Raw genomic sequence first — 23,484 nt, 5'->3', positions numbered from 1 at the left:
TTGGGCCCGTTGGGCGGGGTCAGCGGGCGAACTCGGTGGCCCGCGATTCGCGGACGACCGTGATACGGATCTGGCCGGGGTAGGTGAGCTCCTCCTCGACCTGCTTGGCGACGTCGCGGGCGATCACCTGGGCCTGGATGTCGTCGACCGCGTCCGGCTTCACCATGACCCTGATCTCCCGGCCCGCCTGCATGGCGAAGACCTTCTCGACGCCCTCGTAGGAGGTGGCGATCTCCTCAAGGCGCTCCAGCCGCTTGACGTAGGCCTCCAGCGACTCGCGGCGGGCGCCGGGACGGCTGCCGCTGATCGCGTCGGCGGCCTGGGTTAGGACGGCCTCGACGGTCTTGACCTCGACCTCGTTGTGATGGGCCTCGATGGCGTGGACGACGTCCTCGTGCTCGCCGTATCGTCTGGCGATCTCGGCGCCGATGAGCGCGTGGCTGCCCTCGACCTCGTGGGTGAGGGCCTTGCCGATGTCGTGCAGGAGCGTGCAGCGCTTGAGCAGCGTCGTGTCGAGCCGCAGCTCGGCCGCCATGATGCCGGCGATGTGGGCCGACTCGATGAGGTGGCCGAGCACGTTCTGGCCGTAGGAGGTGCGGTAACGGAGCTGGCCGAGGAGGGTGACGAGCTCGGGATGCATGTCGGTGATGCCGAGTTCCACCAGGGCGTCCTCGCCCGCACGCACGCACAGCTCCTGGACCTCGGCCTTGCTGCGATCGTGGGCCTCCTCGATGCGCTGCGGATGGATGCGGCCGTCGAGGACGAGTTTCTCCAGGGTGAGCCGCGCGGTCTCGCGGCGGACCGGGTCGAAACACGACAACAACACGGCTTCCGGCGTGTCATCGATGATCAAGTTGACGCCGGTGGTCGACTCGAAGGCCCGGATGTTGCGGCCCTCGCGGCCGATGATGCGCCCCTTCATCTCGTCACCGGGCAGGTGCAGGACGCTCACCACGGACTCGGCGGTCTGCTCGGTGGCGACCCGCTGGACCGCCAACGTGACGATTTTGGTGGCGCGCTTCTCGCCCTCCTTGCGTGCCTCTCCCTCGATCTCCCTGATGATCAGCGCGGCCTCGCGCTTCGCCTGGTTCTCGATCTCCCTGACCAGCTCGGCCCTGGCCTGGTCGCTGGTGAACCCGGACACCCGTTCCAGGATGGTCTTGCGCTCCTCGGCGACCCGTTCGAGATCCTCGCGACGGTCGGCCAGCTCGGTCTCCGTCTCGGCGAGCTTGCGGGCCCGGTCGGCCTGGCGCCTGGCCTCCTCGTCGAGACGCTGCTCGCGCTCCGCGAGCCGGTTCTCCCTGCGTTCGAGGTCGGACCGGAGCTCCTTGAGCTCGTACTTCAGGATCTTGCCCTCGGCCTCGGCCTCCTTGCGCATCTCGGCCGCCGCCTCGATCGCCGCCTCCGACTTGCGCAGCAGCTCTCCGGCGTCGTCCTGGGCCTTCGCCCGGATGTCGGCGGCCTCGCGCCTGGCCTCCTCCAGGTGGGCCTGAACCTCGGCCTCCTGCTCAGGCGTGGGACCCTTCGGGCCCCCGGCTCCGCCGACACGACGCAGCAACACGACCAGCACGGCTGTCATCACGGCGAGAGCCATAACCGCCACTGTCAACATGACGACCACGACCGGATCCATGCGCGCCTCACCTTCCTCGCGTCGCAAATATCAGGCACACGAGGGGTCACACGCACGGCACGGAAAGCTCAAGAGACGGCACCGTCGGGACAGAAGTGAACCCAGAGGGGATCACCCACCGGCTGTTCCCGCCGGTCCGTCGTCCCGTCCTCATCCGCCAAGCCTGCTTGTCCGTATTACACCGCTATGACAATCCGCACTGCGCGGAGTAACTCCTCACTGTCGTTGAGATTAAGCGTCAGAGAGGTAACGAGCAAGCAAAGACCCGCTGTCAAAGCTGCTTTGGACTAGTCGAGTGGATAGCCCTGATCCTCCGCGAATGGCGATGTTTCCGCCCCTTCGTCCTCCAGCACTTCACGGATTACGCGAAATGCCAGGCCGGGGCCGTATCCCTTGCGGGCGAGCATGCCGGCAAGCCTGCGGGTCCTGACCGCGGGCTCCAGACCCCGGGTCGAGGAGAGTTTGCGCCGCACGAGGCGACGAGCGGTCTCCGCCTCCTCCTCGGGATCGAGCCGATCCACCGCTTCCTTCACGGTCTCCTCGTCCACCCCTCGGTGGCGGAGCTCCGAGGCGAGTGCCTTTCTGGCGAGACCCCGCCCGGCGTGACGCGAGCTCACCCATGCCGCGGCGAACGCCTCGTCGTCGATGAGCCCGACCTCGGAGAAGCGCTCCAGCACGGCGTCCGCCGCCTCCTGGGGCACCTCGCGCTTGCGCAGCGCCTCCGCGAGCTGGGCCCGGGTGCGCGGCGCCATGGTCAGCAGCCGCAGGCAGATGCCCCGGGCGACCGCCTGCGGATCGGATCCGGCCCCCCGGCTCGCCCGAGACCCCTCGGCCGGCCCGTCGGACCCGTCACGTCCACCGGACCCGTCACGCCCACCGAACCTGCCGCGTCCGCCGGACCTGCCGGATCTGTCAATTCCGTCAGGTCCGCCAGGTCCGTCGAATCCGTCGGATCGGTCGGGAAGAAAGCCCGGGGTAGCGCTCCCGGACCGCCGCCCACGCCGTGAGGCACGCTTTTTCCGGCCTCGCGGCCCGTCACTCGCCGGGTCCGCGGCTTCTTCGCGAAAGCCTCCCTCCGAGGCGGACGAACCGTGGTCATGGTCGCGCCCGCGCCGGCCCTGTGAACCCGCCCGAGGCTCGTCGGGCCAGGCTCCCCAGTCTCTCGGCCCGGCCTCGCCGGCCGGACCGGAGTCAGGTCCCGTGGTCATCGATCAGCCCGGATTCAGGCGTCACCCGGCTTGGGGGCGGCGGCCTTGGAACCGCGACCGGACGCGGCGGGAGCCGAAGCGGCACCGGACGCGCGACCGGACGCGGCGGCCGGGGCCGAAGCCGCGGGGACGGGCGACGGGACGGCCGGGCTGTCGACGCGCGGGCCGACGCCGAGCTTCTCCTTGATCTTCTTCTCGATCTCGTTCGCCATGTCCGGGTGGCTCTTGAGGAAGTTTCGCGCGTTCTCCTTGCCCTGACCGAGCTGGTCACCCTCGTAGGTGTACCAGGCGCCGGACTTGCGGACGAAGCCGTGCTCGACACCCATGTCGATCAGGCCACCCTCGCGGGAGATGCCGACGCCGTAGAGGATGTCGAAGTCGGCCACGCGGAAGGGCGGGGCCATCTTGTTCTTGACGACCTTCACCCGGGTGCGGTTGCCGACCGCCTCGGTGCCGTCCTTCAGCGTCTCGATGCGGCGGATGTCGAGGCGGACCGAGGCGTAGAACTTCAGCGCCTTTCCACCGGTCGTGGTCTCGGGCGAGCCGAACATGACGCCGATCTTCTCACGGAGCTGGTTGATGAAGATCGCGGTGGTGCCGGTGTTGTTGAGCGCGCCGGCGACCTTGCGCAGCGCCTGGGACATCAGACGGGCCTGGAGGCCGACGTGGCTGTCGCCCATCTCGCCCTCGATCTCGGCCTTGGGCACCAGGGCCGCGACCGAGTCGATGACCAGCAGGTCGACGGCACCGGACCGGATCAGCATGTCGGCGATCTCCAGCGCCTGCTCACCGGTGTCGGGCTGGGAGACGAGCAGCGCGTCGGTGTCGACGCCCAGCTTCTGGGCGTACTCCGGGTCAAGCGCGTGCTCGGCGTCGATGAACGCGGCGATGCCGCCACCACGCTGGGCGTTGGCCACCGCGTGCAGGGCGACCGTGGTCTTGCCCGAGGACTCGGGACCGTAGACCTCGACGATGCGGCCGCGCGGGAAGCCGCCGATGCCGAGGGCCACGTCGAGCGCGATGGAGCCGGTGGGGACCACCTCGATGGGCGCCCGGGTCTCGTCGCCCAGGCGCATGATCGAGCCCTTGCCGAACTGCCGCTCGATCTGAGCGAGTGCGGTCTCAAGCGCCTTCTCGCGGTCGTTAGCTGCCATGGGAGCCCCCTGAAGGGTCGCGGGTTGGATCGGTTGCCAGAAAGCTACGGGGTGCCGCCGACAATTTCGGGAGGGCACGCCAAGAGTGTTGGCTTGTTCAATATAGCCGAACGACTGTTCGATCGCCGCCCGTTGGCACCATACGTTGCGGGAGTCACGAACCGCCGCGGAGTCCCCCCGCGCACGACCAGACACGGCCGGGCAGGCCGGCGGGCCATGGCTTCGGGAGGTGCGGACCCCATCCGGAAGGCGACATTTCCAAGAATTGCCCAGGACCTGTTGTCACCGGGTTGACCTGGAGTGATCCTGAGGGGAAACGACCCGAGGTGCCCGACGTGCCCAACACGTTCACGCAGCAACGTCTAGCCCATCTCGATTCCCTCGCCGCCGAGCTGCGACAACGAGGGCTGGCGAGCCGCACCCTCGGAGGCGCCGCGCCGGTGCTGTGGGTGTGGCATCCGGACAGCCGTCGGCAGACCATCGTCTTCGCCACCCCGGTCAGGGACGGCTGGCTGTTTCTGTGGGCACCGGACGGTGAGGAGAGCGCCGACGATCCCGCGCGGGCGGCCGATTCGGTGGAGAAGCTCCTCGGCCCGCTCACGGAACCGTCCTGAGCGGCCCTTCACGCTCTCCGGCTCTCCGCTCACCCGGCCGCATGCTCTCCGGCCCGCTTACCGGGCCGCGTGCTTACCGGCTCTCAGCGGAGCCTGGGCGCGACGTCGGTCACCCCGCACACGGCGTGCCAGACCTCCTTGGCGCCGACTCCCTCGGCCAGCGCCTGGATCACGGTCCGGCCGCCGAGATCGGCGATGACGTAGTCGCGGGCCCACGACTCGGCGTACTGGTCGCCGAAGTGTGACTTCATCCGCTTCCAGAAATCCGATAGGCGCATGCCCCAAGTATGGACGCCCACCGGCGTGCCGCGATCCACCCCGGCGCGCCGCCGGACCGCGAGGCGCCCGCGTCCCGCTCTCCCGGCCACCGCCGGACGGGGGCGAGCCGGAGACGGAGCGGACGAGACGGGACGGGACGGGGACGGGCGGGAGGAGCGTCCCAGGCGAGGACGAGGGGAAAGGCGTGGGCGGCCGGAGGCGGGAGAGGGGTCGTCAGAGCACGCGGGAGCCGTACATCTCGCCGAGGGGGTCGGCGAGCAGTTCCAGGCGGGCCCCGTCGGGGTCGGCGAAGTAGATCGACGCGCCGCTCTCGACCTGGTGCGGAACGCCCGCCGCCTCCAGCTTGCCCCGCAGGCGCTCCCACGTGGAGGGATCGACGGAGATGGCGACGTGGTGGAGCCCGCCGAGGACCTCCTTGTAGGGGCCGAGGTCCAGGCCGGGGAAGTCGAAGAAGGCGAGCAGGTTGCCGTTGCCGATGTCGAAGAAGAAGTGGTTCGACCCCCGGTAGTCGCGGTTCTCGAAGATCTCCGTCAGCGGGAACTCCAGAAGGTCCTGGTAGAACGCGATCGTCGTCTCGACGTCGGAGGAGATCAGCGCGAAGTGGTGCAGCCCCCTCGCGCTGCTCGGCGGGCGGTGCGGCCTGAGGTGCTCCGCCTTGATCCGCTCGCGTGTCGCCTCGATGGCCTGATGGTCGATGCTCACCTTTAGCTCACCACTCAATACGTCGTGTGTTCGTCAAAGCCATGTCCTCGACGGCAGGGAGCCAACCTATCCCGGACGTCACGTCATGGTGGCGAATGGTCACCGTCCCGGCGAACGCCGCGGATCCGGCCTCCCGTGGGGCGCCCGCAGCACCGACGAACCGTGCGTCCGCAGGTGATGCGCGGGCCACCTGCTCCCGTCCGCCGCCCGGTCGCCGGGCGGGCGGTGACGGGTTCTGTCGGTGGGGCCGTGCAGTATGGGCGGTGAGCCGGTCGGTCGTCCGGACCGGGAGCTAGGGGGCGGCGATGAGCGAGACGGCGAGCGCGGGCGGGGCGCTCGATCACTTCACCCGGATGACCAGAGACTGGTTCACCGGGGCGTTCGCCGCGCCGACCGCCGCGCAGGAGGGGGCGTGGGCGGCGATCGCGCGGGGCGACAACACGCTGGTGGTCGCACCCACCGGATCCGGCAAGACGCTGGCCGCCTTCCTGTGGTCGCTCGACCGGCTCGCCTCCTCCGCTCCCGGCTCCCCCCTGGACGCCGGATCCTCCGATACGGACCTGACGGCCGGTACGGGTGGCACCGGTGATACGGCCGGTACGAGCGCCCGGGGCGGGCGAGGGCGTTCGCGGGGGGACCGGGGGGACGACGAGCCGGTGAGGCGGTGCCGGGTCCTGTACGTCTCGCCGCTCAAGGCCCTGGCGGTCGACGTCGAGCGCAACCTCCGGGCGCCACTGGCCGGGCTGAGGCAGACCGCGCGGCGGCTCGGGCTCCCGGTGCCGGAGATCTCGGTGGCGATCCGGTCGGGTGACACCGCCCCCGAGGAGCGGCGGCGGTTCGCGACCCGGCCCTCCGACATCCTGATCACCACCCCCGAGTCGCTGTTCCTGCTGCTCACCAGCCAGGCCCGCGAGGCGTTGCGCGGCGTGGAGACGGTCATCGTCGACGAGGTGCACGCGGTGGCGGCCACCAAGCGCGGCGCGCACCTGGCCCTCTGCCTGGAGCGGCTCGACACCCTCCTGCCCCGGCCCGCCCAGCGGATCGGCCTGTCGGCGACCGTCCGGCCGGTGAGCGAGGTGGCCGCCTTCCTGGGCGGATCGCGCCCGGCGACCGTGGTCCAGCCGCCCTCCGACAAGGAGATCGAGGTCGAGGTGGTCGTCCCGATCGAGGACATGACCGAGCTCGACACGCCTCCTGCCCCGCCCGCCCCCGACGACGACCGCTGGCTGACCGAGACCCCGGCCAGGCGGTCGATCTGGCCGCACGTGGAGGAGCGGCTGTTCGAGCTGATCGGAGGCCACAGCTCCACGATCGTGTTCGCCAACTCCCGGCGACTGGCCGAGAGGCTGTGCACCCGCCTCAACGAGCTGGCGTGGGAGCGGAGGGAGACCGGCGAGGAGCCGGTCGGGCAGGAGGCGGGGGCGGGGGCGGAGCCGGTGCACTGGGCCGAGGGGTTCCCCGTCCCCCCGGCCTCCCTCTCCACCCCGGCGGCGATGATGGCGCAGGCCGGCGCGGCCAAGGGGGTCGTCCCGGAGATCGTGCGGGCCCACCACGGTTCGGTGTCGAAGGAGGAGCGCTCCCAGATCGAGGAGGCGCTCAAGTCCGGGCGGCTGCCCGCCGTGGTCGCGACCTCCAGCCTGGAGCTCGGCATCGACATGGGCGCGGTCGACCTGGTGGCCTGCGTCGGGGCGCCGCCGAGCGTGGCGAGCGGCCTGCAGCGGATCGGCCGGGCCGGGCACCAGGTGGGAGCGGTCTCACGTGGTGTGATCTTCCCCAAGTACCGGGGGGACCTGGTCCAGACGGCCGTGGTGGCCGAGCGGATGAGGAGCGGGGAGATCGAGGACCTGCGCTACCCGCGCAACCCGCTCGACGTGCTCGCCCAGCAGATCGTGGCGATGACCGCGCTGGACGAGTGGACGGTGGACGAGCTGGAGGAGGTCGTGCGGCGAGCGGCCCCCTACCGGACGTTGCCCAGGAGCGCGCTGGAGGCGACGCTCGACATGCTCGCCGGACGTTACCCGAGCGAGGAGTTCGCCGAGCTGCGGCCGCGCATCGTCTGGGACCGGGTGACCGGCACCCTGCGGGGCCGTCCCGGAGCCCAGAGGCTGGCGGTCACCAACGGCGGCACGATCCCCGACAGGGGGCTGTTCGGCGTGTTCCTGGTCGGGGAGAAGTCCTCCCGGGTGGGCGAGCTGGACGAGGAGATGGTCTACGAGTCGCGGGCCGGGGACGTGTTCGTGCTGGGCGCGACCTCCTGGCGGATCCAGGAGATCACGGCCGATCGGGTGCTGGTCACGCCCGCCCCCGGCCAGCCGGGAAAGCTCCCCTTCTGGCACGGCGACACCGCCGGAAGACCGGCGGAGCTGGGCAGGGCCATCGGCGCGTTCCTCCGCGAGATGTCGGCGGCGGGCGCGGACGCCGAGACGGGAAGCGGGCGCGCCCGAGGCGCGGGGACGGGAAACGCGGGAGCGGAGGGCGCCGAGGCGGGAAACGGGGCGGCGGAGAACGCGAAACCGGGAAGCGCGGGAGCGGGAAGCGCCGCGCGTGAGGGGGCCCTGGAGAGGATCAGGGCGGCGGGGCTGGACGAGTACGCCGCCGCCAACCTGCTCTCCTACCTGGCCGAGCAGCGGCAGGCGACCGGCTACGTGCCGGACGACAGGACGCTGCTGGTCGAGCGGTTCCACGACGAGCTGGGCGACTGGCGGGTGGTGGTGCATTCCCCGTACGGGGCACGGGTGCACGCGCCGTGGGCGCTGGCGATCGGGCGGCGGCTGCGGGAGCGCTACGGCGTCGACGTGCAGGCCCTGCACTCCGACGACGGGATCGTGCTGCGCATTCCCGACACGCTCTCCGACCCCCCGTCCGACGTCGCGGTCTTCGACGCGGACGAGATCGAGCGGATCGTCACCGAGGAGCTGGGCGGTTCGGCGCTGTTCGCGGCGCGGTTCCGCGAGTGCGCGGGGCGGTCCCTGCTGCTGCCGCGCCGCGTGCCGGGCAGGCGGTCGCCGCTCTGGCAGCAGCGGCAGCGCGCCTCGCACCTACTGAGCGTGGCGGGCCGCTACGGGTCGTTCCCCGTGGTGCTGGAGACGATGCGCGAGTGCCTTCAGGACGTGTTCGACGTGCCGGGGCTGGTCCGGCTGATGCGCGACATCGAGGCGCGGCGGGTCCGGCTGGTGGAGGTCGAGACCGACAAGGCGTCGCCGTTCGCGGCGTCGCTGCTGTTCAACTACATCGGCGCCTTCATGTACGAGGGCGACGCCCCGCTGGCCGAGCGCCGCGCCCAGGCGCTCGCGCTCGACACGACCCTGCTGGCCGAGTTGCTGGGCCAGGCGGACCTGCGCGAGCTGCTCGACCTCGACGTGATCACCGACGCCGAGCGGGAGCTGGCCCGGCTGGACCGGCCGCTGCGCGACGCCGAGGACCTGGCCGACCTGCTCCGCTCCCACGGCCCCCTGGTGGCCGAAGACGTCGGCGTGCGCGAGGGCGACCCGGCGTGGCTGACCGTGCTGGAGGGTTCCCGGCGGGCCATCAGGGTACGGGTGGCGGGGCAGGAGCGGTGGGCGGCGATCGAGGACGCCGCCCGGTTGCGCGACGCGCTCGGCGTGCCGCTGCCCGTGGGGGTTCCGCACGCGTTCCTCGAACCGGTCGACGACCCGCTGGGCGATCTGCTGGCCCGGCACGCCCGTACGCGCACCCCCTTCCTCGCGAGCACCGCCGCGGCCAGGTTCGGCCTCGGCCCCGCGGTCGTCACCGACGCGCTGCGCCGCCTGGCCGCCTCGGGGCGGCTGGTGAGCGGGGAGTTCCGGCCGGGCGGCCGGGGCGAGGAGTGGTGCGACGCGGGGGTGCTGCGGATGCTGCGCCGCAGGTCCCTGGCCAGGCTCCGCAAGGAGGTGGAGCCGGTCTCCCCGGAGACCCTGGCCGCCTTCGCGCCCGCCTGGCACGGCATCACCGGCACCCCGCAGCGGGGCAGGCCGCCGATCGACGCGCTGGTGGGCGCGATCGAGCAGTTGCAGGGCGCGGCGGTGCCCGCGTCGGCGCTGGAGACGTTGATCCTGCCCTCACGGGTGCCCGGATACGACCCGTCGTTCCTGGACGAGCTGACGGCCTCCGGCGAGGTGATCTGGGTGGGGCAGGGGTCCCTGCCGGGCGGCGACGGCTGGGTGTCGCTCTACTTCGCCGACACCGCGCCACTGCTGATGCCCGGCCCCGCCGACATCACCCTGACGCCGGTGCACGAGGCGGTGCTGGAGGTTCTGGGCGGCGGGGGCGCGCTGTTCTTCCGTGAGCTGGGCGGCCGGGCCGGCGCCCTCCTGGCCGGTGCCGTCCCGGACGACCGTGCCCTGTCCGCCGCCGTGTGGGACCTGGTGTGGTCGGGCCGGATCACCGGCGACACGCTGGCGCCGCTGCGGGCCGTCCTCGGGACGGGGCGCCCCGCGCACCGCCCGGCCCCGACCCGGCGACGGCGGGCGGTATTGCCGACCCGGAGCGGCCCGCCCACGGTGGGCGGGCGCTGGTGGGCACTGCCCGCCCTCGCGGAGGACTCCACCCAGCGCGCCCATGCCCAGGCCGAGGTGCTGCTGGAGCGGCACGGCGTGGTGACCAGGGGCGCGGTGACCGCCGAGCGGCTGCCGGGCGGGTTCGCCGCCGTCTACCAGGTGCTTCGCGCCTTCGAGGAGAGCGGCCGGTGCCGCAGGGGTTACTTCGTGGAGGGGCTGGGCGGTGCCCAGTTCGCCCTCCCCGGTGCCGTCGACCGGATGCGCGCCACGTCCCCCTCGCCCGCCCACCCGGACACGGCAGCGGTGCCCGACCCGTGGGGCGCGCGGAAGCCGGAGAGGGTGGACGGAAACGCCCGGCGGGCGGTGGTGCTGGCGGCCGCCGACCCGGCCAGTCCGTACGGGGCGGCCCTGCCGTGGCCGGCCCATCCCGGGGAGGTGTCCCACAAGCCCGGCAGGAAGGCCGGTTCCCTGGTCGTGCTCGTCGACGGGCACCTGATCCTCTACGTCGAGCGCGGCGGCAAGACCCTGCTGTCCTTCTCCGGCGACGACCGCCTCCGGCCTGCCGTCGACGCCCTCGCGCTCGCCGTGCGCGACGGCGCGCTGGGCAAGCTGACCGTCGAGCGGGCGGACGGCACCGCCATCAACGACTCTCCCCTGGGCGCCGCCCTGGAGGCCGCCGGTTTCCACCCGACGCCGAGAGGGCTGCGCCTGAGGGCCTAGAGCGCCGTGACGCGTCGTCCGGTCCCGCCCGTGTCCGGTGCGTGTCCCGCGGGGCGGTTGCAGCCACCCACCATTGGTTCGCAACCGGGGATTGGGAGATTGGCCACGTTGTTAGATCGAAAGGGGAAACAACATGGCCAAGGCCAAGCCGGAGCTGTCCGCGCTGTCCGGGATCGGCACCGAGCTGGACGAGAGTCAGCTCGCGCAGGTCAACGGTGGCTACTACTGGGATTGGTACCACTGGGAGGACTTCGCTCCCGGTGGCTGGGCGTACCGCCCCTGATACCGGGCGCGTAGCCGGACAGACGCGAGAAGCGTAGCCGGACAGACGCGAGAAGACGGGGTGCGGCCACCGGCCGCGCCCCGTCCGTGCTTTTCCCCACCTGTTCTTTCCGGGCCCTCCGGGGCTCCCGGACCCTCCCGGGCGGATCGCCGGGAAGGGCCCGGGGAAACCGGCGTCCCGCCGGTCAGGGCGAGGTCACCTTCTGATCGAGATCACCTCGGCGACCGGCTCGTCACGCTCGCGTTCCTGGCGCTCTCGTTCCTGACGCCTCTGGATGGCCTGGAAGCCGACCAGGTCGTCAGGGAGCGCGTCGGGGACGTCCATGTCGAACCTGGACAGCGTGCGGGTCCGCATCGCGACCAGCACCGTGACCGCGATGGCGACGGCGAACAGCGCGTACATCAGGCCGACGCCCCGGCCCTCGCCGGTGCCGAGCACGAGGCCGACCGTATCGGCCAGCGGCCCCCCGGGAACCAGCAGCGGTTCGAACAGCTTGCTGCCGTACGGGGCGACCAGGCCGAAGCCGACCGGCAGGGTGGACCAGGCGATGAGCGTGTTGAGCGCGATGACACGGCCGTGGAAGCGCTGCGGCACCTTGACCTGGATGATCGTGGCGTATACGCCGTTGAGCATGGTCAGCCAGAACGACATCCCGAAGGCGCCGACCGCGATCAGGACCAGGTTCTGCTGCAGGCCGGTGACCAGGCAGAAGAGGCTCAGGACGAGGGTGGAGAGCATGACGCCGCGCAGCCGATGCCGTCGCGGGCCTCCCCAGACGGTCATGGTCAGGCCGCCGAGGAAGACACCCAGGCCGCCGAAGAAGGAGATCCGGCCGACGTCCTCCAGCGTGGCGAAGCCCAGGACCAGCGGCGAGATGAGCAGGAACAGTGGGGACAGGAAGATGTTCAGCACCGCGAAGAAGAACAGCATGCCGCGGAAGCCCCGGTTGCCCCAGGAGAACTTCCAGCCCTCGACCATCTCGGCGACCAGCGACTCCCTGCGCTTCCACGCCATGGTCTTCGGGAAGCGGACGAAGAGCAGCACCCCGATCGCGAAGACGTACGAGACGACGTCCAGGACGAGGATGCCCTCCAGCCCGATCACGGCCATCAGGCCGACCGCGGCCAGCGGGACGACCAGCTGGGCGGTACCGGTGACCATCTGGACCACGCCGTTGGCGTGGCCGAGGAAGCGCTTGGGGACCAGCTGCGGGATGGCGGAGTTGTAGGCGAGGCGCTGGAAGGTCAGCGCGACCGACAGCAGGACCAGGAGCGGGTAGATGTGCCAGATCTGCAGGTTGCCGGTCCACAGCAGGACGCCCAGCGCCAGCTGGGTGCCGAACGCGCCGATGTCTCCGGCGAGCATGACCCTGCGCCGGTCGTGGCGGTCGACGAGGGCCCCGGCCAGGGGGGACACCAGCATGCCGGGGACCAGCGCGAGGACGGAGAACAGGGCCATCATGGGGAGCGAGCCGGTGGTGATGTAGATCCACAGCGGGATGGCGAACTCGGTCAGCGACGACCCGACGATCGAGACGAGCTGTCCGGCCGCCACGGCGGCGAACCGCTTCATGCTGGGCGGCGGACCGGAGCGCGCCGGTGGGGTCGTCGCGACCGGCTGCCCCGTCCCCGGTGGAGCCCCGCCCGTGCCCGGACCGGGAAAAGCGGACGCTTCCGGACCGGGAAAAGCGGGCGCTTTCGGACCGGGAAAAGCGGGCGCTTCCGGACCGGGAGGAGCGGGCGCGGACGTCCCCTGACCGGTGAAAGCGAGCGCGACCGGTCCCGCACCGATGAGCGCGGGTGCCGTCGTCGCCGGGGCGATCTCCGTGAGGGCGTCCCGGGTGGAGACGCCGCCGAGCCACCAGGTGGACCGGTCGGTACGGGCCAGCTTCGCCGTGTCGCCGGAGGCGATGGCCCGGTGGGTGCCGGTGACGATGGCGGCGAGCTCATCCGCCCGATATTTCAGGAAAAAGTGCCCGGCCTCGTCGAGGACGACCACGGCCGTGGAGTCACTCAGGAGATGCCACTCGCGGTAGCGCTCCTGGTAGAACTCGGTGGCCGGGTCGCGTTCACCCACCACCGAGATGATCGGCGTCCTGAGCGGCTCGACGCCCTCCTCGAAGAGGCGGGTGAAGTAGCGTTCCGCCTCCCTGGTGCCCTTGCGACGGTTGTCGATCACCAGTTTGAGCTGGTCGGGCTCCAGGTCGTCCACTTCGAGACCCGCGGCCCGCAGGGCGTTGGCCCAGATCTGGTCGCTGCGCAGGCGGTCGGTCAGGTTCGACAGCTTGGCCAGCACCGAGGCGGGACGGGCGAAGGGGAAGACACCGCCGAAGTAGAGGGCCTCAATCGGGCGGCCCGTCTCCTCCAGGCGGCGGGCGATCTCCACGATCAGCATGACGCCGAGCCCGCAGTGCCCGTACAGCGCGAGCGGGCCGCGGACGTCCTTGAGGATCTCCTCCACGCAGTCCTGCGCGACCTCCGCCACCGGCCGGGTCTCCTCGACCAGCCCCATCTCCTGGCCGGGGACGGCGACCGCGTGCAGCGCCCAGTTCTGCGGCAGCGTGTCGGCCAGCGGCTGGTAGATGGCCGCGCTGCCGCCGCCGTACGGCACGCAGACCAGGGTCGAGGTGGCCGCGCGGGGCGGGGTGAGCCGGTGCAGGAGCATCCGCGGGCCGTCGTCGGCCGTCTCGGCGAGCCGCGCCAGCTCGCGGACGGTCCGGTGCTTGAACAGGTCCAGGATCGTGACCTGGCGCCCGCCTTCGGGAATGGCTTTCCGAAGGCGGGCGACCACCTGCGCGGCGAGCAGCGAATGACCACCCAGGTCGAAGAAGTCGTCCAGCACGCCGACCTGGACCAGTCCGAGCACCTTCGCCCACACCGCCGCGATCGCCTCTTCGAGGGGCGTCTCCGGCGGGACGAATCCGGCTTCCTGGTCGGGTCGCGCCTCGTCGGGTTCGGGCAGCCTGGCCCGGTCGACCTTGCCGTGCGACTTCAGGGGCAGCTCGTCCAGCCAGACGAACCGCCCGGGGATCATGTACTCGGGAAGCCGCTCGCCCAGCCGCGCCCGCAGCTCGCTGACGCTGATCTGCTCCCCGCCCACCTCGCCGACCACGTACGCGACCAGCCGGTCCGCGCGCAGCTCGACGACGGCGTGCGCGATTCCCGGCTCGCCGGCGAGCACCGACTCGATCTCCGACAGCTCCACCCGGTAGCCCCTGACCTTGACCTGCAGGTCGCGGCGGCCGAGGAAGCACAGGTCGCCGGAGGGCAGCCAGCGGCCGAGGTCGCCGGTCCGGTACATGCGGGCGCCGAGCCCGCCGTACGGGTCGGGCAGGAACCTCTCGGCCGTCAGGCCGGGGCGTCCGAGGTATCCGCGGGCGAGCCGGTCGCCGCCGAGGTAGATCTCGCCGGTCATGCCGGGCGGGACCAGCCGCAGGTGCTCGTCGAGCACGTAGACCCCGGCGCCGGGCAGCGGCCTGCCGATCGGCAGGTTCAGCGCCCGCTCGTGCTCGCCGGTGACGGCGTGGGTGGAGATGCCGACCGTGGCCTCGGTGGGGCCGTAGTGGTTGACCACCGTGGTGTGCGCGGTCAGCTCGCGCGCCCAGCTCCACCTGGAGGCCTCGCCGCCGAGAACGAGGAGTTTGCGCGGGAGAAGCTCGGCGGGGTCGTCGACCGCGGCGAGCAGCGAGGCGAGGTGGGAGGGGGTCATCTTCAGGTAGTCGGTGCCGCTCAGCAGCCCGGCGAGCTCCTCGGCGGGGGCCTGGGGGTCGGCCAGGTGTAGCTCTCCGCCGGTCATGAGCGACAGGTAGAAGATCGTCACCCCGAAGTCGAACGAGAGCGACTGCAGCAGCGTGTAGACCGCGCCGGGTTCGACCTCGAAGCGCTCCGCGACCCCGGCGAGGTAGTTGAGCACCTGCCGGTGCTGCACCCCGACGCCCTTCGGCCGCCCGGTGGTGCCCGAGGTGTAGATCACGTACGCGAGGTGGCCGGGCGAGACCTCCGGGGGCTCGAACCCGGTCTCGTCCAGCGCCTCGGAGTCCAGGCAGATCACCGGGGCGCCGGGAAGCAGATCGCGCAGCGCGGAGGTGGTCAGGACGGCGACGGCCCCGGCGTCGGCGAGCATGTACGCCAGCCGGTCGCGGGGCTGCTTGGGATCGAGGGGCACGTAGGCGCCACCGGCCTTCAGCACGCCGACGACGGCCGCGGCCAGGTCGGTGGACTGTTCGAGGAAGACGCCCACCCTGGTGTCGGGGCCCACGCCGTGACGGTTCCTCAGCAGGGCGGCGATCCCGGTGGAGCGCTCGTCGAGCTCGGCGTACGTCAGCGAGCCGCCGCCCGCCGTTCCCGATCCGGAGTCGCCGCGTGTCGCGGGCGCCGTCCCCGAAGAGGGCGAGCCCTCGTGGACCACGGCCGTCGCGCCGGGGGTGAGCGCGGCCTGCGCGGTGACGAGGTCGTGCAGCAGGTCGTGGCCGGACGGCCGCAGGGCGGGTCCCGAGCCGAAGCCCAGGACCAGGTCCCGCTCGTCGTCGGAGAGCAGCGACAGCTCCCCCACCCGCGTGTCCGGGTCCGCCACGATCGAGCGCAGCAGCGTCTCGAAGCGCGCCGCCAGCAGTTCGACGGTCTCCGGGTCGAACAGTGCGGTGCCGTAGGCGAGGTGGCCGACCAGCCCGCCGTCGGGGCTCTCGAACAGGTAGAGGCCGAGGTCGAAGCGGGTGGTCCTGGCCGGGAGCGTGAGGTAGGAGACGCGCCCGTCCTCCTCGCCCGCCTTGAAGTTCTGCAGCGCGAAGGTGACCTGCGCGAGCGGCGACCGGCTCACGTCACGGACCACGTTCAGCTCGTTGACCAGCTGGTCGAACGGGAGCTCCTGGTGCGCGTAGGCGTCCAGCGCGGTCTCGCGCGTCCGGGCCAGAAAGGTGGTGAACGACGGGTCGTCGGCCAGGTCGGCACGCATGACCAGGGTGTTGACGAACATGCCGACGACCCCGTCCAGCTCGGGCAGCCCGCGCCCGGCGACCGGGGAGCCGACCGCGAAGTCCGTCTGCCCCGAGTAGCGGGCCAGCAGGACCTGGAAGGCGGCGAGCAGCGTCATGTACGGCGTGGCACCGGCCGCGGCGCCCAGCTCGGCGAGCCGCCGGGTGAGATCGGCGTCCACCCGGACATCGAGGGCGGCTCCCTCGTGGCACTGCTCGGCGGGACGCGGCCGGTCGGTGGGCAGCTCGATGGCGGGCAGCCCGGCGAGCCGGTCGCGCCAGTGGTCGATCTCTCGGCGGTGGTCGCGGCCCCGCTGCCAGAGGGCGTAGTCGCCGTAGCCGACCGGCGCGGGCGGCGGGGTCCCGCCGTCGTGCAGGGCGAGCAGCTCGCGGATGAGCAGGTCGCTGGACCAGCCGTCGATGACGGTGTGGTGGGCGGCGATGAGGAGGACGTGGTCGTCGGCCGCGATCCTGACCAGCACGGTACGGAGGAGCGGGCCGCGCTCCAGGTCGAACGGGACGGCGAGGTCGGCGTCGAGCAGCTCGATCGCGGCGTCCACGCCGTCCGCCTCGGCGACGCGCAGCGCGGCGGGCCCCGGTTCGTCGATGACCAGCTCGGGGGTGCCGTCGTCGGTGGTGAGGAACCGCGTCCGCAGGGCCTCGTGGCGCGCGACGATCTCGTCCAGCGCCCGGCGCAGCGCGTCGGCGTCCAGGTCCCCGCGCAGGCGCACCGCGACGGGGACGGTGTAGGTGGTGGTGCCCGGCCGGTACTGCTCCAGGAACCACAGGCGTTCCTGGGCGTGGGACAGGGGCGGGACGGTTCCGGGGGCGCGGCGGGCGACGGCGGCCCGCGCCTCTCCCCGGCTCTTCAGCCGCCTGGCGAGCAGCGCCTTCTTGGCGTCCGACAGCGTTGTCTCGGTCACGCTTGTAACTCCGTCCGGAGGGCCGCGAGGAAGAGCGCGGCATCCCGTCCGTTGATCAACCGATGGTCGTAGGCGAGGCCGATGTTGGCGACGGTCCTCGAGGTCACCGTGCCGTCCTCGGCGAGTGTCAGTTCGGGCTGCGGCGAGGTGATCGCGAGGGCGCAGACCGTACCGGGGAAGATGAGGGGGATCGCGAGGATGACGTCGGCGTCGGTGTGCAGGGTGACGGCGATGTTGGCACCGGTGAGGTCCTTCTCGCGGAAGTCGCCCTCGGTGGCGGCGAGCCGGTAGCGCATGAGCGCGTCGGCGATGGCCTTGAGCGAGCCGGTGTCGTGGACGACCGGCACGTACAGGCCCTCACCCATGTCGAACGTGACGCCGACGCGCGGGGCGTCGGCCGGATGCGCCCGGTCCCCGTCGAGCGAGGCGAAGAACAGCGGGAACGCGGGGTGCAGCGCGGCCACGGCCTGGACGAACAGCTCCGCCAGGCCGACCGGCCTGCGTACCTCCCTGCTCAGCCCCCTGGCCCGTTCCAGCAGCGGGCCCACCTCGAACCTCACGACGGTGTACGCGGCGGGGATGGTGCCGTGTGAGGTGGTGACGGCGCGCGCGACGGCCCGCTGTACCCGCGAGAGGCGGTGCGCGCCCGCGTTCACGACCGGTTCCGGCACGTCCTCCAGCACGTCTCCGGGCACGACTTCCCGCATGTCCTGCCGCACGCCCTCCCTCACGTCCTCGCGCACGTCCTCGCGCACGTCGGAGGTCGTCTGCCCGGTACGGCGGGAGGCCACGGCCTCCACGTCGGCCCTGCGGATGACGGCCAGTCCCAGGGACGCGACCTCGGCGTGGGAGACGCCGAGCTCCTCCATGGCGGCGCGGGCGGGAGCGGTGACGACAGGCTCCGCCACCGGCGCGTCCTCCTGCCCCACCGCGTCCGCGGAGGCCACGACCTCGGGCGCGTCATCGGACACGGAGGCGGGCACGGAGGCAGGCACGGAGGCGGGCCCAGGGACGGGCACAGAGGCGGGCTGCGGGGCCGCCTCGGCGGTGACGCGGGCGAGGAGCGCGCCGGGAGCGATCCAGGTGCCGAGGGCGGCGGCGTGGTGCAGGTAGCCGGTCTCCTCCGCCTCCAGCTCGTCGGCCGCCTTGGAGGTCTCCAGGACGGCGATCGGCTCCCCGGCGATGACGGGCTTGCCGTTCCCCACCAGCCACTCGACGATCTGGTACTCGGTGTCGTTGTTGTTGAGCTTGGGGACGTGGATGTCAGCCACGCAGGGCCTCCCGTACGGCGTGGTGGATCGTGGACTCCCCGACCAGGACCTCGTTCTCCAGGTGCGCGGCGGTGGGGATGACGGAGGCTCGCGAGTGGACGAGGCGGACGGGCCCGCGCAGGCGACCCCAGAGGCGGGCGTGCAGCAGGTGGGCGACCTCGCTGCCCCAGGTGCCCCCGGCGGTGCTCTCCTCCGCGACCATGACGACGTCCCCGAGGTGGGGCAGGAGCGCGTCGGCGTCCAGCGGGTAGAGCCGGGAGGGAACCAGCAGCCGGACCGAGATCTCCTCCTCCATCATCAGGGAGCGCATCGCGCCCAGCACCCGGTGGGCCATCCCGCCTGGAGCGATGACCACGCAGTCGGGGCGGTCGCCCGCGTCGCGGATGTCCACCACCGCCAGGTCCCCGTCGCGGCTCGTCAGGAACAGCGGGTCCACCCGCTCCATCTGCCGGGTGTAGAGGACCTTGTCCTCGAAGAACACGCACGGCTCGCCCCGTTCCAGCATCGCCGCGAACGCCGCGCGGTTGTCGTGGAAGGGGGACATCTCGTACAGCGACAGTCCCGGCATGCCGACGAAGTGCTTCTGCAGGCTCTGGCTGTGCGTGGGACCGTAGCCCCGGCCGCCGCCGGTCGGGCAGCGCACCACCATCCGCAGCGGCAGCCGCCTGCCGTACATCGACACCGACTTGCTCGCGAAGTTGCAGAGCTGGTCGAAGGCGAGCGCCACGAAGTCGCCGAACATGATCTCGGCCACGGCCGTGTTGCCGGTGAGCGCCAGACCCGCCGCGACGCCGGTCAGCGCGCCCTCGCTGATCGGGGTGCCGATCACGCGCTCGGGAAAGCGGGTGGACAGCCCCTTGGTGACCTTGAAGGCGCCGCCGTACGGGTCGAGGATGTCCTCGCCGAGCACGTAGGCGGTGGGATCGTCGTCCAGCAGCCCGTGCAGGGCGGCGTTGAGGTTCTCCGCTACGCGCACGGCCCCTCCCATCGGGAGAGCGGGCGCGCGGCCACCTCGTCGGCGACGGCCTCGACCTCGGCCTTGACGACGCCGTCGAACCGGTAGAAGTGCTCGGGATGGTCGTGGGCATAGCGGGCGTACCAGTCGTTGTCCCTCGCGGCCCGGACGACGTCGGCCGGGCGGATGTCGTCGCCCTTGCTGTGCGGCCCGAGGCGGTGGGTGACGAACTCGACCACCAGCGGCTGCCCCTCGCGCACCCGCGCGATCTCGCGTTCCAGCAAGAGGCGGATCTCGTTGACGTCGGTGGAGAGGACCAGCCGGTGCGGGATGCCGAAGGCCGCCGCCCGGTCGGCCACCGTGCCGGCCATCTGCGCGGTGGTCGGGGTGGACTGGGCGATGCCGTTGTTCTCCACCACGACGAGCAGCGGGAGCTTCCAGAGCGCGGCGAGGTTCAGCGCCTCGTAGACCGCGCCCTCGCCCCAGGTGCCGTCGCCGATGTGCACGCAGGCCAGGGTGCCGGGCTCGGAGCGCTTGAGATGGAGCGCGACCCCGGCGGCGACCGGCATGCTCTCGCCCTGCACGCCGGTGGACATGTAGCGGTCGCGGTGGATGTGCTGGCTGCCGCCGACGCCTCCGCAGACCGCGCCCTCCCTGCCCATGATCTCGGCGAGCAGGCCGTGCGGGTCGCGGAACCTGGCCAGGTAGTGGCCGTGTCCCCGGTGGTTGCTGAAGACGTGGTCGGCCGGGCCGAGCAGGGATCGCAGCGCGACCGGGACGTACTCCTGGCCCAGGCAGGTGTGTGTGGTGCCGTTGAGGTCGCCTCTGCCGTACAGCTCCAGGAGCTTGAGCTCGAAGTGCCTGACCAGGAGCAGGAGCTCCAGGTCGTCGTCGCTGAGGGGGGAGAGACGGAGCCCGTCGAGGGTCTCAGTCATCGCCGAGTGAATCTACGATCCCGGCGATCGTCGGGTTGTCGAAGAAGGCGTCCAGGGAGACCTCGATGTCCAGGCGCTTGCGCATGCGGGCGATGATCTGTGTGATGGTGAGGGAGTGGCCACCCAGATCGAAGATGTCGTCGTCATCGGCGATCGGTGAGATGCCCAGTACTTCCTCCCAGATCTCGCGCACCTGGTCGGTCAGCGTGGTGACGGAACCCATCTCGTTCTCCAGAATTTCGTGCAGTGACAGGTCAGGGTCATGCATGGCGCGTTCCAGAAGGAGACGCAGATCGTCGGCGACCCGGGCGGCGTCGGGCACCGTCTCGGGGTCGTGACGCAGGCTGATCCGCAGCCCGCCGGGGCCGTCCACGCACTGCAGGTGCAGCGCGCCGCGTACCGCGTGGTTGAAGACGGTCCACTCCACCGACGCGTCGAGCCCGGCGAACACCGGGTCCGCGTCGCGGCGGGTGCGGTAGCTGACGGAGACGGGGACCAGCGCGGCGTGCGGACGGAGGCGGGGCATCGCCCGGGAGAGCGGCACCTGGCGGAACCGGTAGACCTCCCGCAGCTCGGCGCGCAGGGCGGTGGCGAACTCGCGGAAGGTCGCCTCCGGGGACGGGCTGGAGGCGACCGGGAGTTCGTTGACGAACAGGCCGATGTGGCCGGCGGCCTCGGGGGGCCGGGTGGACAGGTCGACGGCGGTGGTCACCGCGGTGTTGCCGTAGCCGAGGAGCAGGGTGTGCAGCGCGGCGAGCAGCACCTCGAACCGGGTCAGGCCGGGGGTCTGCGTGCCCGAAGGGAGGGCAGAAGACGGGCCGGACGCGGAAGGGGAATCCGAAGACGGACCGGACGCGGAGGAGGGACCCGAAGACGGAACGGAGGACGAGCGGGACGTGATCGACGGATCGACGGTGAACCGCAGCACCCGGCCCTCGCCCGCCCGCCGGGATCGCAGCGCGCGGCCGAGTACGACGGTCTCGCCAGGATCGCGCCAGCGGGGCTTCCAGAACTCCCGCGCGCCGGGAAGCAGGGCGGCCACCCGCTCGCGCTCGGCCCGGCCGTGGTCGAGCGCGGGCAGCGGGGGCGGCGGCTCGCCGTTGTAGAAGGCGGCCAGGTCGCGCACCAGGATGTCCTTCGACTGGCCGTCGAAGACCAGGTGATGGGCGACGAAGAGGAGCAGGTGCCGTCCGGGGTCGATCCCGAACAGGGTGAACCTGGCCAGCGGGCCCTTCTCCAGGTCGAATTCGCGCAGGATCTCCTCCCGCACCGCCGCCCGCACGGCCCGTCCGTACCGCTCGCCGCTCTCACCGTTCTCATCGCTCTCGCCGCTCTCGGCGTTTTCAGCGTTCTCGGCGTTCTCGGACGACGGATCCGGCGCGTTCGGCGGGGCCTGGAGGTCGCGCGTGTCCGGCGGGAAACCACCGGTGACGGCGTCGGGGTCGGCAGAACCGGAAGAGATCACCGCCTCGCGTACGGGAACCCCGGCTCCGGGCACCAGCCGCAGCTCGTTGTCCACCTCCGCCACCACGCTGCGCAGCATCGGGTGGCGTGCGACCACCGCCTCGCAGGCCGCCAGGAGCGCGCCGGTGTCCAGGTCGCCGCGCAGGTGGACGAGTATCGGCATGTGATAGGCCGCGCCCCCGCCCACGGTCTGCTCGGTCACCCACATCCCCTGCTGGGTGAACGTGACCTCCGGCAGGCCCGCGGACGCGGGCTCGGACGCGCCCGCGGGCACAGGTCCTGACGTGCTTTCCCGCGGCGGCCCGGAGGTGTTCCCGGACGTGACCCGGTCCATCACGCACCCTCCATCGTCCGGCGCAGGGCCTTCTTGTCGACCTTGCCGCCGGCGTTGCGCGGCAGGGCGTCGACCGTGATGACGTGCGCGGGCAGCTCGTGCGGGGCCAGGCGGTCCTTGAGGAAGATCCGCAGGTCCTCGGGGGTGAGGGGTTCCCTGGTGGCGAGGGCCACGGTGACGACGGTTCCGAGCACGGGGTGCGGAACCCCGAACGCGGCGGCCTCGATCACGGCCGGATGCCGGTAGACGACCTCCTCGACGTGGATCGTGGAGACCTTGAAGGCCCCGGACTTCACCACGTCGCTCTCGCGGTCGACGAGGTAGAGGTAGCCGTCGGCGTCGATGTAGCCGAGGTCGCCCATCCGCACCCAGCCGTCGCGGAAGGTCCCGCTGCCGGGGTCGCCGTAGTAGGCGCGCGGCGCCGCGGGGGATCGCATCCAGACCTCCCCGGTCTCCCCCGGCGCCAGCGGCTCCCCCTCCGCGGTGGCGATCCTGACCCGTCCCCCGGCGATGGCGCGGCCGACGCTTCCCGGCCGGTCCGGGTCGAACATCATGATCGTCTGAGCCGGGGCGGCCTCGGTCGAGGTGTAGTAGTTGGTGATCGTCGCGTTGGGGAAGGCCGTGGTCAGCGCCTGGGCGACGACCGAGGGCAGCGGCGCGGCGGCGGAGCCGAGCAGCAGCACGCTGGACAGGTCGTGCCGGTCTGCCACCCCCGCGTTGATCAGCTCGATGGCCATCGCGGGGACCAGGAAGACCGTCCCCGCACGGTAGGACTCGATCAGCGAGGCGAAGCGGGCCGGGGTGAAGCGCGGCAGCGTCACGACGGCCGGCTGGGCGTCGAGCGCGTTGATCAGCATCGCCTGCCCGGCGTTGGTCCCGATCGGGAAGGCGTGGACGAGATGCCGGGAGTGCGCGAACGGGCGGCGCTTGGCACCGCAGCCGTAGGCCAGATTGGCATGGGTCGCCGAGACGCCTTTGGGACGGCCGGTCGTACCGGAGGTGTAGAGGATCTGGGCGAGATCCCCGGGCTCCGGAGGCACGATATCGGCCATCTCATAGGACGTTTCGACGTTCAGGCCGTCGACCGTGGCGCTCCAGCCGATCTCGGGCACGGCGAGGCCCGTGGCGTGGACGACGCCGGTCGCCCGGCAGTTCTCCAGCATGAAGCGCAGGTCGTCGAGGGTGAGGCGATCGGAGAGCGGCACGGCCACCGCTCCGGCCGCCAGGACCCCGCAGAACGCCACGGCGTAGTCGGCCCAGTCCGCGGCCCCGAACACGAGGCCCACCCGGTCGCCCCGGACGACACCTCGCGTGACCAGGCTGTTCGCGAGCGCGGTGGAGCGCTCGTGCCACTGCCGGTAGGTGAGCTGAGCCGAGCCGTGCACGATCAGCGCGACCCCGTCGGGATCGGTGAGGGCCCGGTCTCCGAGCAGCTGGGGGACGGTCAGGTTCACCAAGTGAACCTCCCATTAAAGATCGGATGTATATGCACTCGATGCGCGCGGACACCGAGGGCACTACAGGAAAGAATCTTTACTAATTAA

Annotated in this window: 14 protein-coding genes; 3 read left to right on the top strand and 11 right to left on the bottom strand. The window is 71.8% G+C overall.

Translation table 11 applies throughout. The annotated features are described in order from the left end of the window. Positions 1 to 19: 19 nt before the first annotated feature. The 3 genes from rny to recA all read right to left on the bottom strand — a co-directional run bounded on the left by rny (position 20) and on the right by recA (position 3,995). Positions 20 to 1,633: a ribonuclease Y gene (rny, locus tag ACTOQ2_RS11190; RefSeq protein WP_440099580.1), complete on the bottom strand. Its 1,614-nt coding sequence runs from the start codon at positions 1,631 to 1,633 to the stop codon at positions 20 to 22. Between the two features lie 287 nt (positions 1,634 to 1,920). Beyond that, positions 1,921 to 2,841, bottom strand: coding sequence for a recombination regulator RecX (gene recX / locus ACTOQ2_RS11185; RefSeq protein WP_440099579.1), 921 nt, complete (start codon positions 2,839 to 2,841; stop codon positions 1,921 to 1,923). A 14-nt stretch (positions 2,842 to 2,855) separates the two neighbouring features. Further along, positions 2,856 to 3,995, bottom strand: coding sequence for a recombinase RecA (gene recA / locus ACTOQ2_RS11180; RefSeq protein ID WP_440099578.1), 1,140 nt, complete (start codon positions 3,993 to 3,995; stop codon positions 2,856 to 2,858). A gap of 335 nt (positions 3,996 to 4,330) precedes the next feature. Here recA and ACTOQ2_RS11175 point away from each other — a divergent pair, with 335 nt between their 5' ends. Next, a complete protein-coding gene (locus tag ACTOQ2_RS11175) occupies positions 4,331 to 4,609 on the top strand; it encodes a hypothetical protein (protein ID WP_440099577.1) in 279 nt (92 codons plus the stop codon). 83 nt (positions 4,610 to 4,692) lie between these two features. Here ACTOQ2_RS11175 and ACTOQ2_RS11170 read toward each other — a convergent pair whose 3' ends face one another. Beyond that, positions 4,693 to 4,887, bottom strand: a complete 195-nt coding sequence (locus tag ACTOQ2_RS11170) for a DUF3046 domain-containing protein (RefSeq protein ID WP_350972642.1) — start codon at positions 4,885 to 4,887, stop codon at positions 4,693 to 4,695. Positions 4,888 to 5,101: 214 nt separating this feature from the next. Then, positions 5,102 to 5,590, bottom strand: a complete 489-nt coding sequence (locus ACTOQ2_RS11165; RefSeq protein ID WP_440099576.1) for a VOC family protein — start codon at positions 5,588 to 5,590, stop codon at positions 5,102 to 5,104. 305 nt (positions 5,591 to 5,895) lie between these two features. Here ACTOQ2_RS11165 and ACTOQ2_RS11160 point away from each other — a divergent pair, with 305 nt between their 5' ends. Together ACTOQ2_RS11160 and ACTOQ2_RS11155 are read left to right on the top strand one after the other, a co-directional pair. Continuing rightward, positions 5,896 to 10,806, top strand: a complete 4,911-nt coding sequence (locus ACTOQ2_RS11160) for an ATP-dependent helicase (RefSeq protein ID WP_440099575.1) — start codon at positions 5,896 to 5,898, stop codon at positions 10,804 to 10,806. A 133-nt stretch (positions 10,807 to 10,939) separates the two neighbouring features. Further along, a complete protein-coding gene (locus tag ACTOQ2_RS11155) occupies positions 10,940 to 11,089 on the top strand; it encodes a hypothetical protein (RefSeq protein ID WP_440070167.1) in 150 nt (49 codons plus the stop codon). 195 nt (positions 11,090 to 11,284) lie between these two features. Here the strand turns inward: ACTOQ2_RS11155 and ACTOQ2_RS11150 are convergent, their stop codons facing one another. From ACTOQ2_RS11150 to ACTOQ2_RS11125, 6 genes are read right to left on the bottom strand one after another with little or no spacing between them, the layout of a single operon-like run. Continuing rightward, a complete protein-coding gene (locus tag ACTOQ2_RS11150) occupies positions 11,285 to 16,981 on the bottom strand; it encodes an amino acid adenylation domain-containing protein (protein ID WP_440099574.1) in 5,697 nt (1,898 codons plus the stop codon). Beyond that, a complete protein-coding gene (locus tag ACTOQ2_RS11145; RefSeq protein WP_440099573.1) occupies positions 16,978 to 18,252 on the bottom strand; it encodes a 2-oxo acid dehydrogenase subunit E2 in 1,275 nt (424 codons plus the stop codon). Before ACTOQ2_RS11145 ends, ACTOQ2_RS11150 begins: the two co-directional genes overlap by 4 nt. Continuing rightward, positions 18,245 to 19,228: an alpha-ketoacid dehydrogenase subunit beta gene (locus ACTOQ2_RS11140; protein ID WP_440099572.1), complete on the bottom strand. Its 984-nt coding sequence runs from the start codon at positions 19,226 to 19,228 to the stop codon at positions 18,245 to 18,247. Before ACTOQ2_RS11140 ends, ACTOQ2_RS11145 begins: the two co-directional genes overlap by 8 nt. Next, entirely contained in the window at positions 19,219 to 20,142 is a 924-nt protein-coding gene (locus tag ACTOQ2_RS11135; RefSeq protein ID WP_440099571.1) for a thiamine pyrophosphate-dependent dehydrogenase E1 component subunit alpha, read from the bottom strand. The genes ACTOQ2_RS11140 and ACTOQ2_RS11135 overlap by 10 nt, the downstream gene beginning before the upstream one ends. After that, positions 20,135 to 21,940 carry a condensation domain-containing protein gene (locus ACTOQ2_RS11130; protein WP_440099570.1) on the bottom strand — a complete coding sequence of 602 codons (1,806 nt, stop codon included), beginning with the start codon at positions 21,938 to 21,940 and terminating at the stop codon, positions 20,135 to 20,137. The genes ACTOQ2_RS11135 and ACTOQ2_RS11130 overlap by 8 nt, the downstream gene beginning before the upstream one ends. Then, positions 21,940 to 23,394: a class I adenylate-forming enzyme family protein gene (locus tag ACTOQ2_RS11125; protein WP_440099569.1), complete on the bottom strand. Its 1,455-nt coding sequence runs from the start codon at positions 23,392 to 23,394 to the stop codon at positions 21,940 to 21,942. The genes ACTOQ2_RS11130 and ACTOQ2_RS11125 overlap by 1 nt, the downstream gene beginning before the upstream one ends. Positions 23,395 to 23,484: the final 90 nt, after the last annotated feature.

This window comes from Streptosporangium sp. H16, from assembly GCF_051918855.1.
Classification (GTDB): Bacteria; Actinomycetota; Actinomycetes; order Streptosporangiales; family Streptosporangiaceae; genus Streptosporangium.
Note: the sequence above shows the minus strand (reverse complement) of the source record. Positions and strands in the feature narration are given on the sequence as shown.

Excerpts from the sequence above, each read along its gene's own strand:
- ACTOQ2_RS11130 (WP_440099570.1), bottom strand. The coding sequence starts at position 21,940 with ATGGACCGGGTCACGTCCGGGAACACCTCCGGGCCGCCGCGGGAAAGC.
- ACTOQ2_RS11160 (WP_440099575.1), top strand. The coding sequence starts at position 5,896 with ATGAGCGAGACGGCGAGCGCGGGCGGGGCGCTCGATCACTTCACCCGG.
- ACTOQ2_RS11135 (WP_440099571.1), bottom strand. The coding sequence starts at position 20,142 with ATGACTGAGACCCTCGACGGGCTCCGTCTCTCCCCCCTCAGCGACGAC.
- ACTOQ2_RS11170 (WP_350972642.1), bottom strand. The coding sequence starts at position 4,887 with ATGCGCCTATCGGATTTCTGGAAGCGGATGAAGTCACACTTCGGCGAC.
- recA (WP_440099578.1), bottom strand. The coding sequence starts at position 3,995 with ATGGCAGCTAACGACCGCGAGAAGGCGCTTGAGACCGCACTCGCTCAG.
- rny (WP_440099580.1), bottom strand. The coding sequence starts at position 1,633 with ATGGATCCGGTCGTGGTCGTCATGTTGACAGTGGCGGTTATGGCTCTC.
- ACTOQ2_RS11155 (WP_440070167.1), top strand. The coding sequence starts at position 10,940 with ATGGCCAAGGCCAAGCCGGAGCTGTCCGCGCTGTCCGGGATCGGCACC.
- recX (WP_440099579.1), bottom strand. The coding sequence starts at position 2,841 with ATGACCACGGGACCTGACTCCGGTCCGGCCGGCGAGGCCGGGCCGAGA.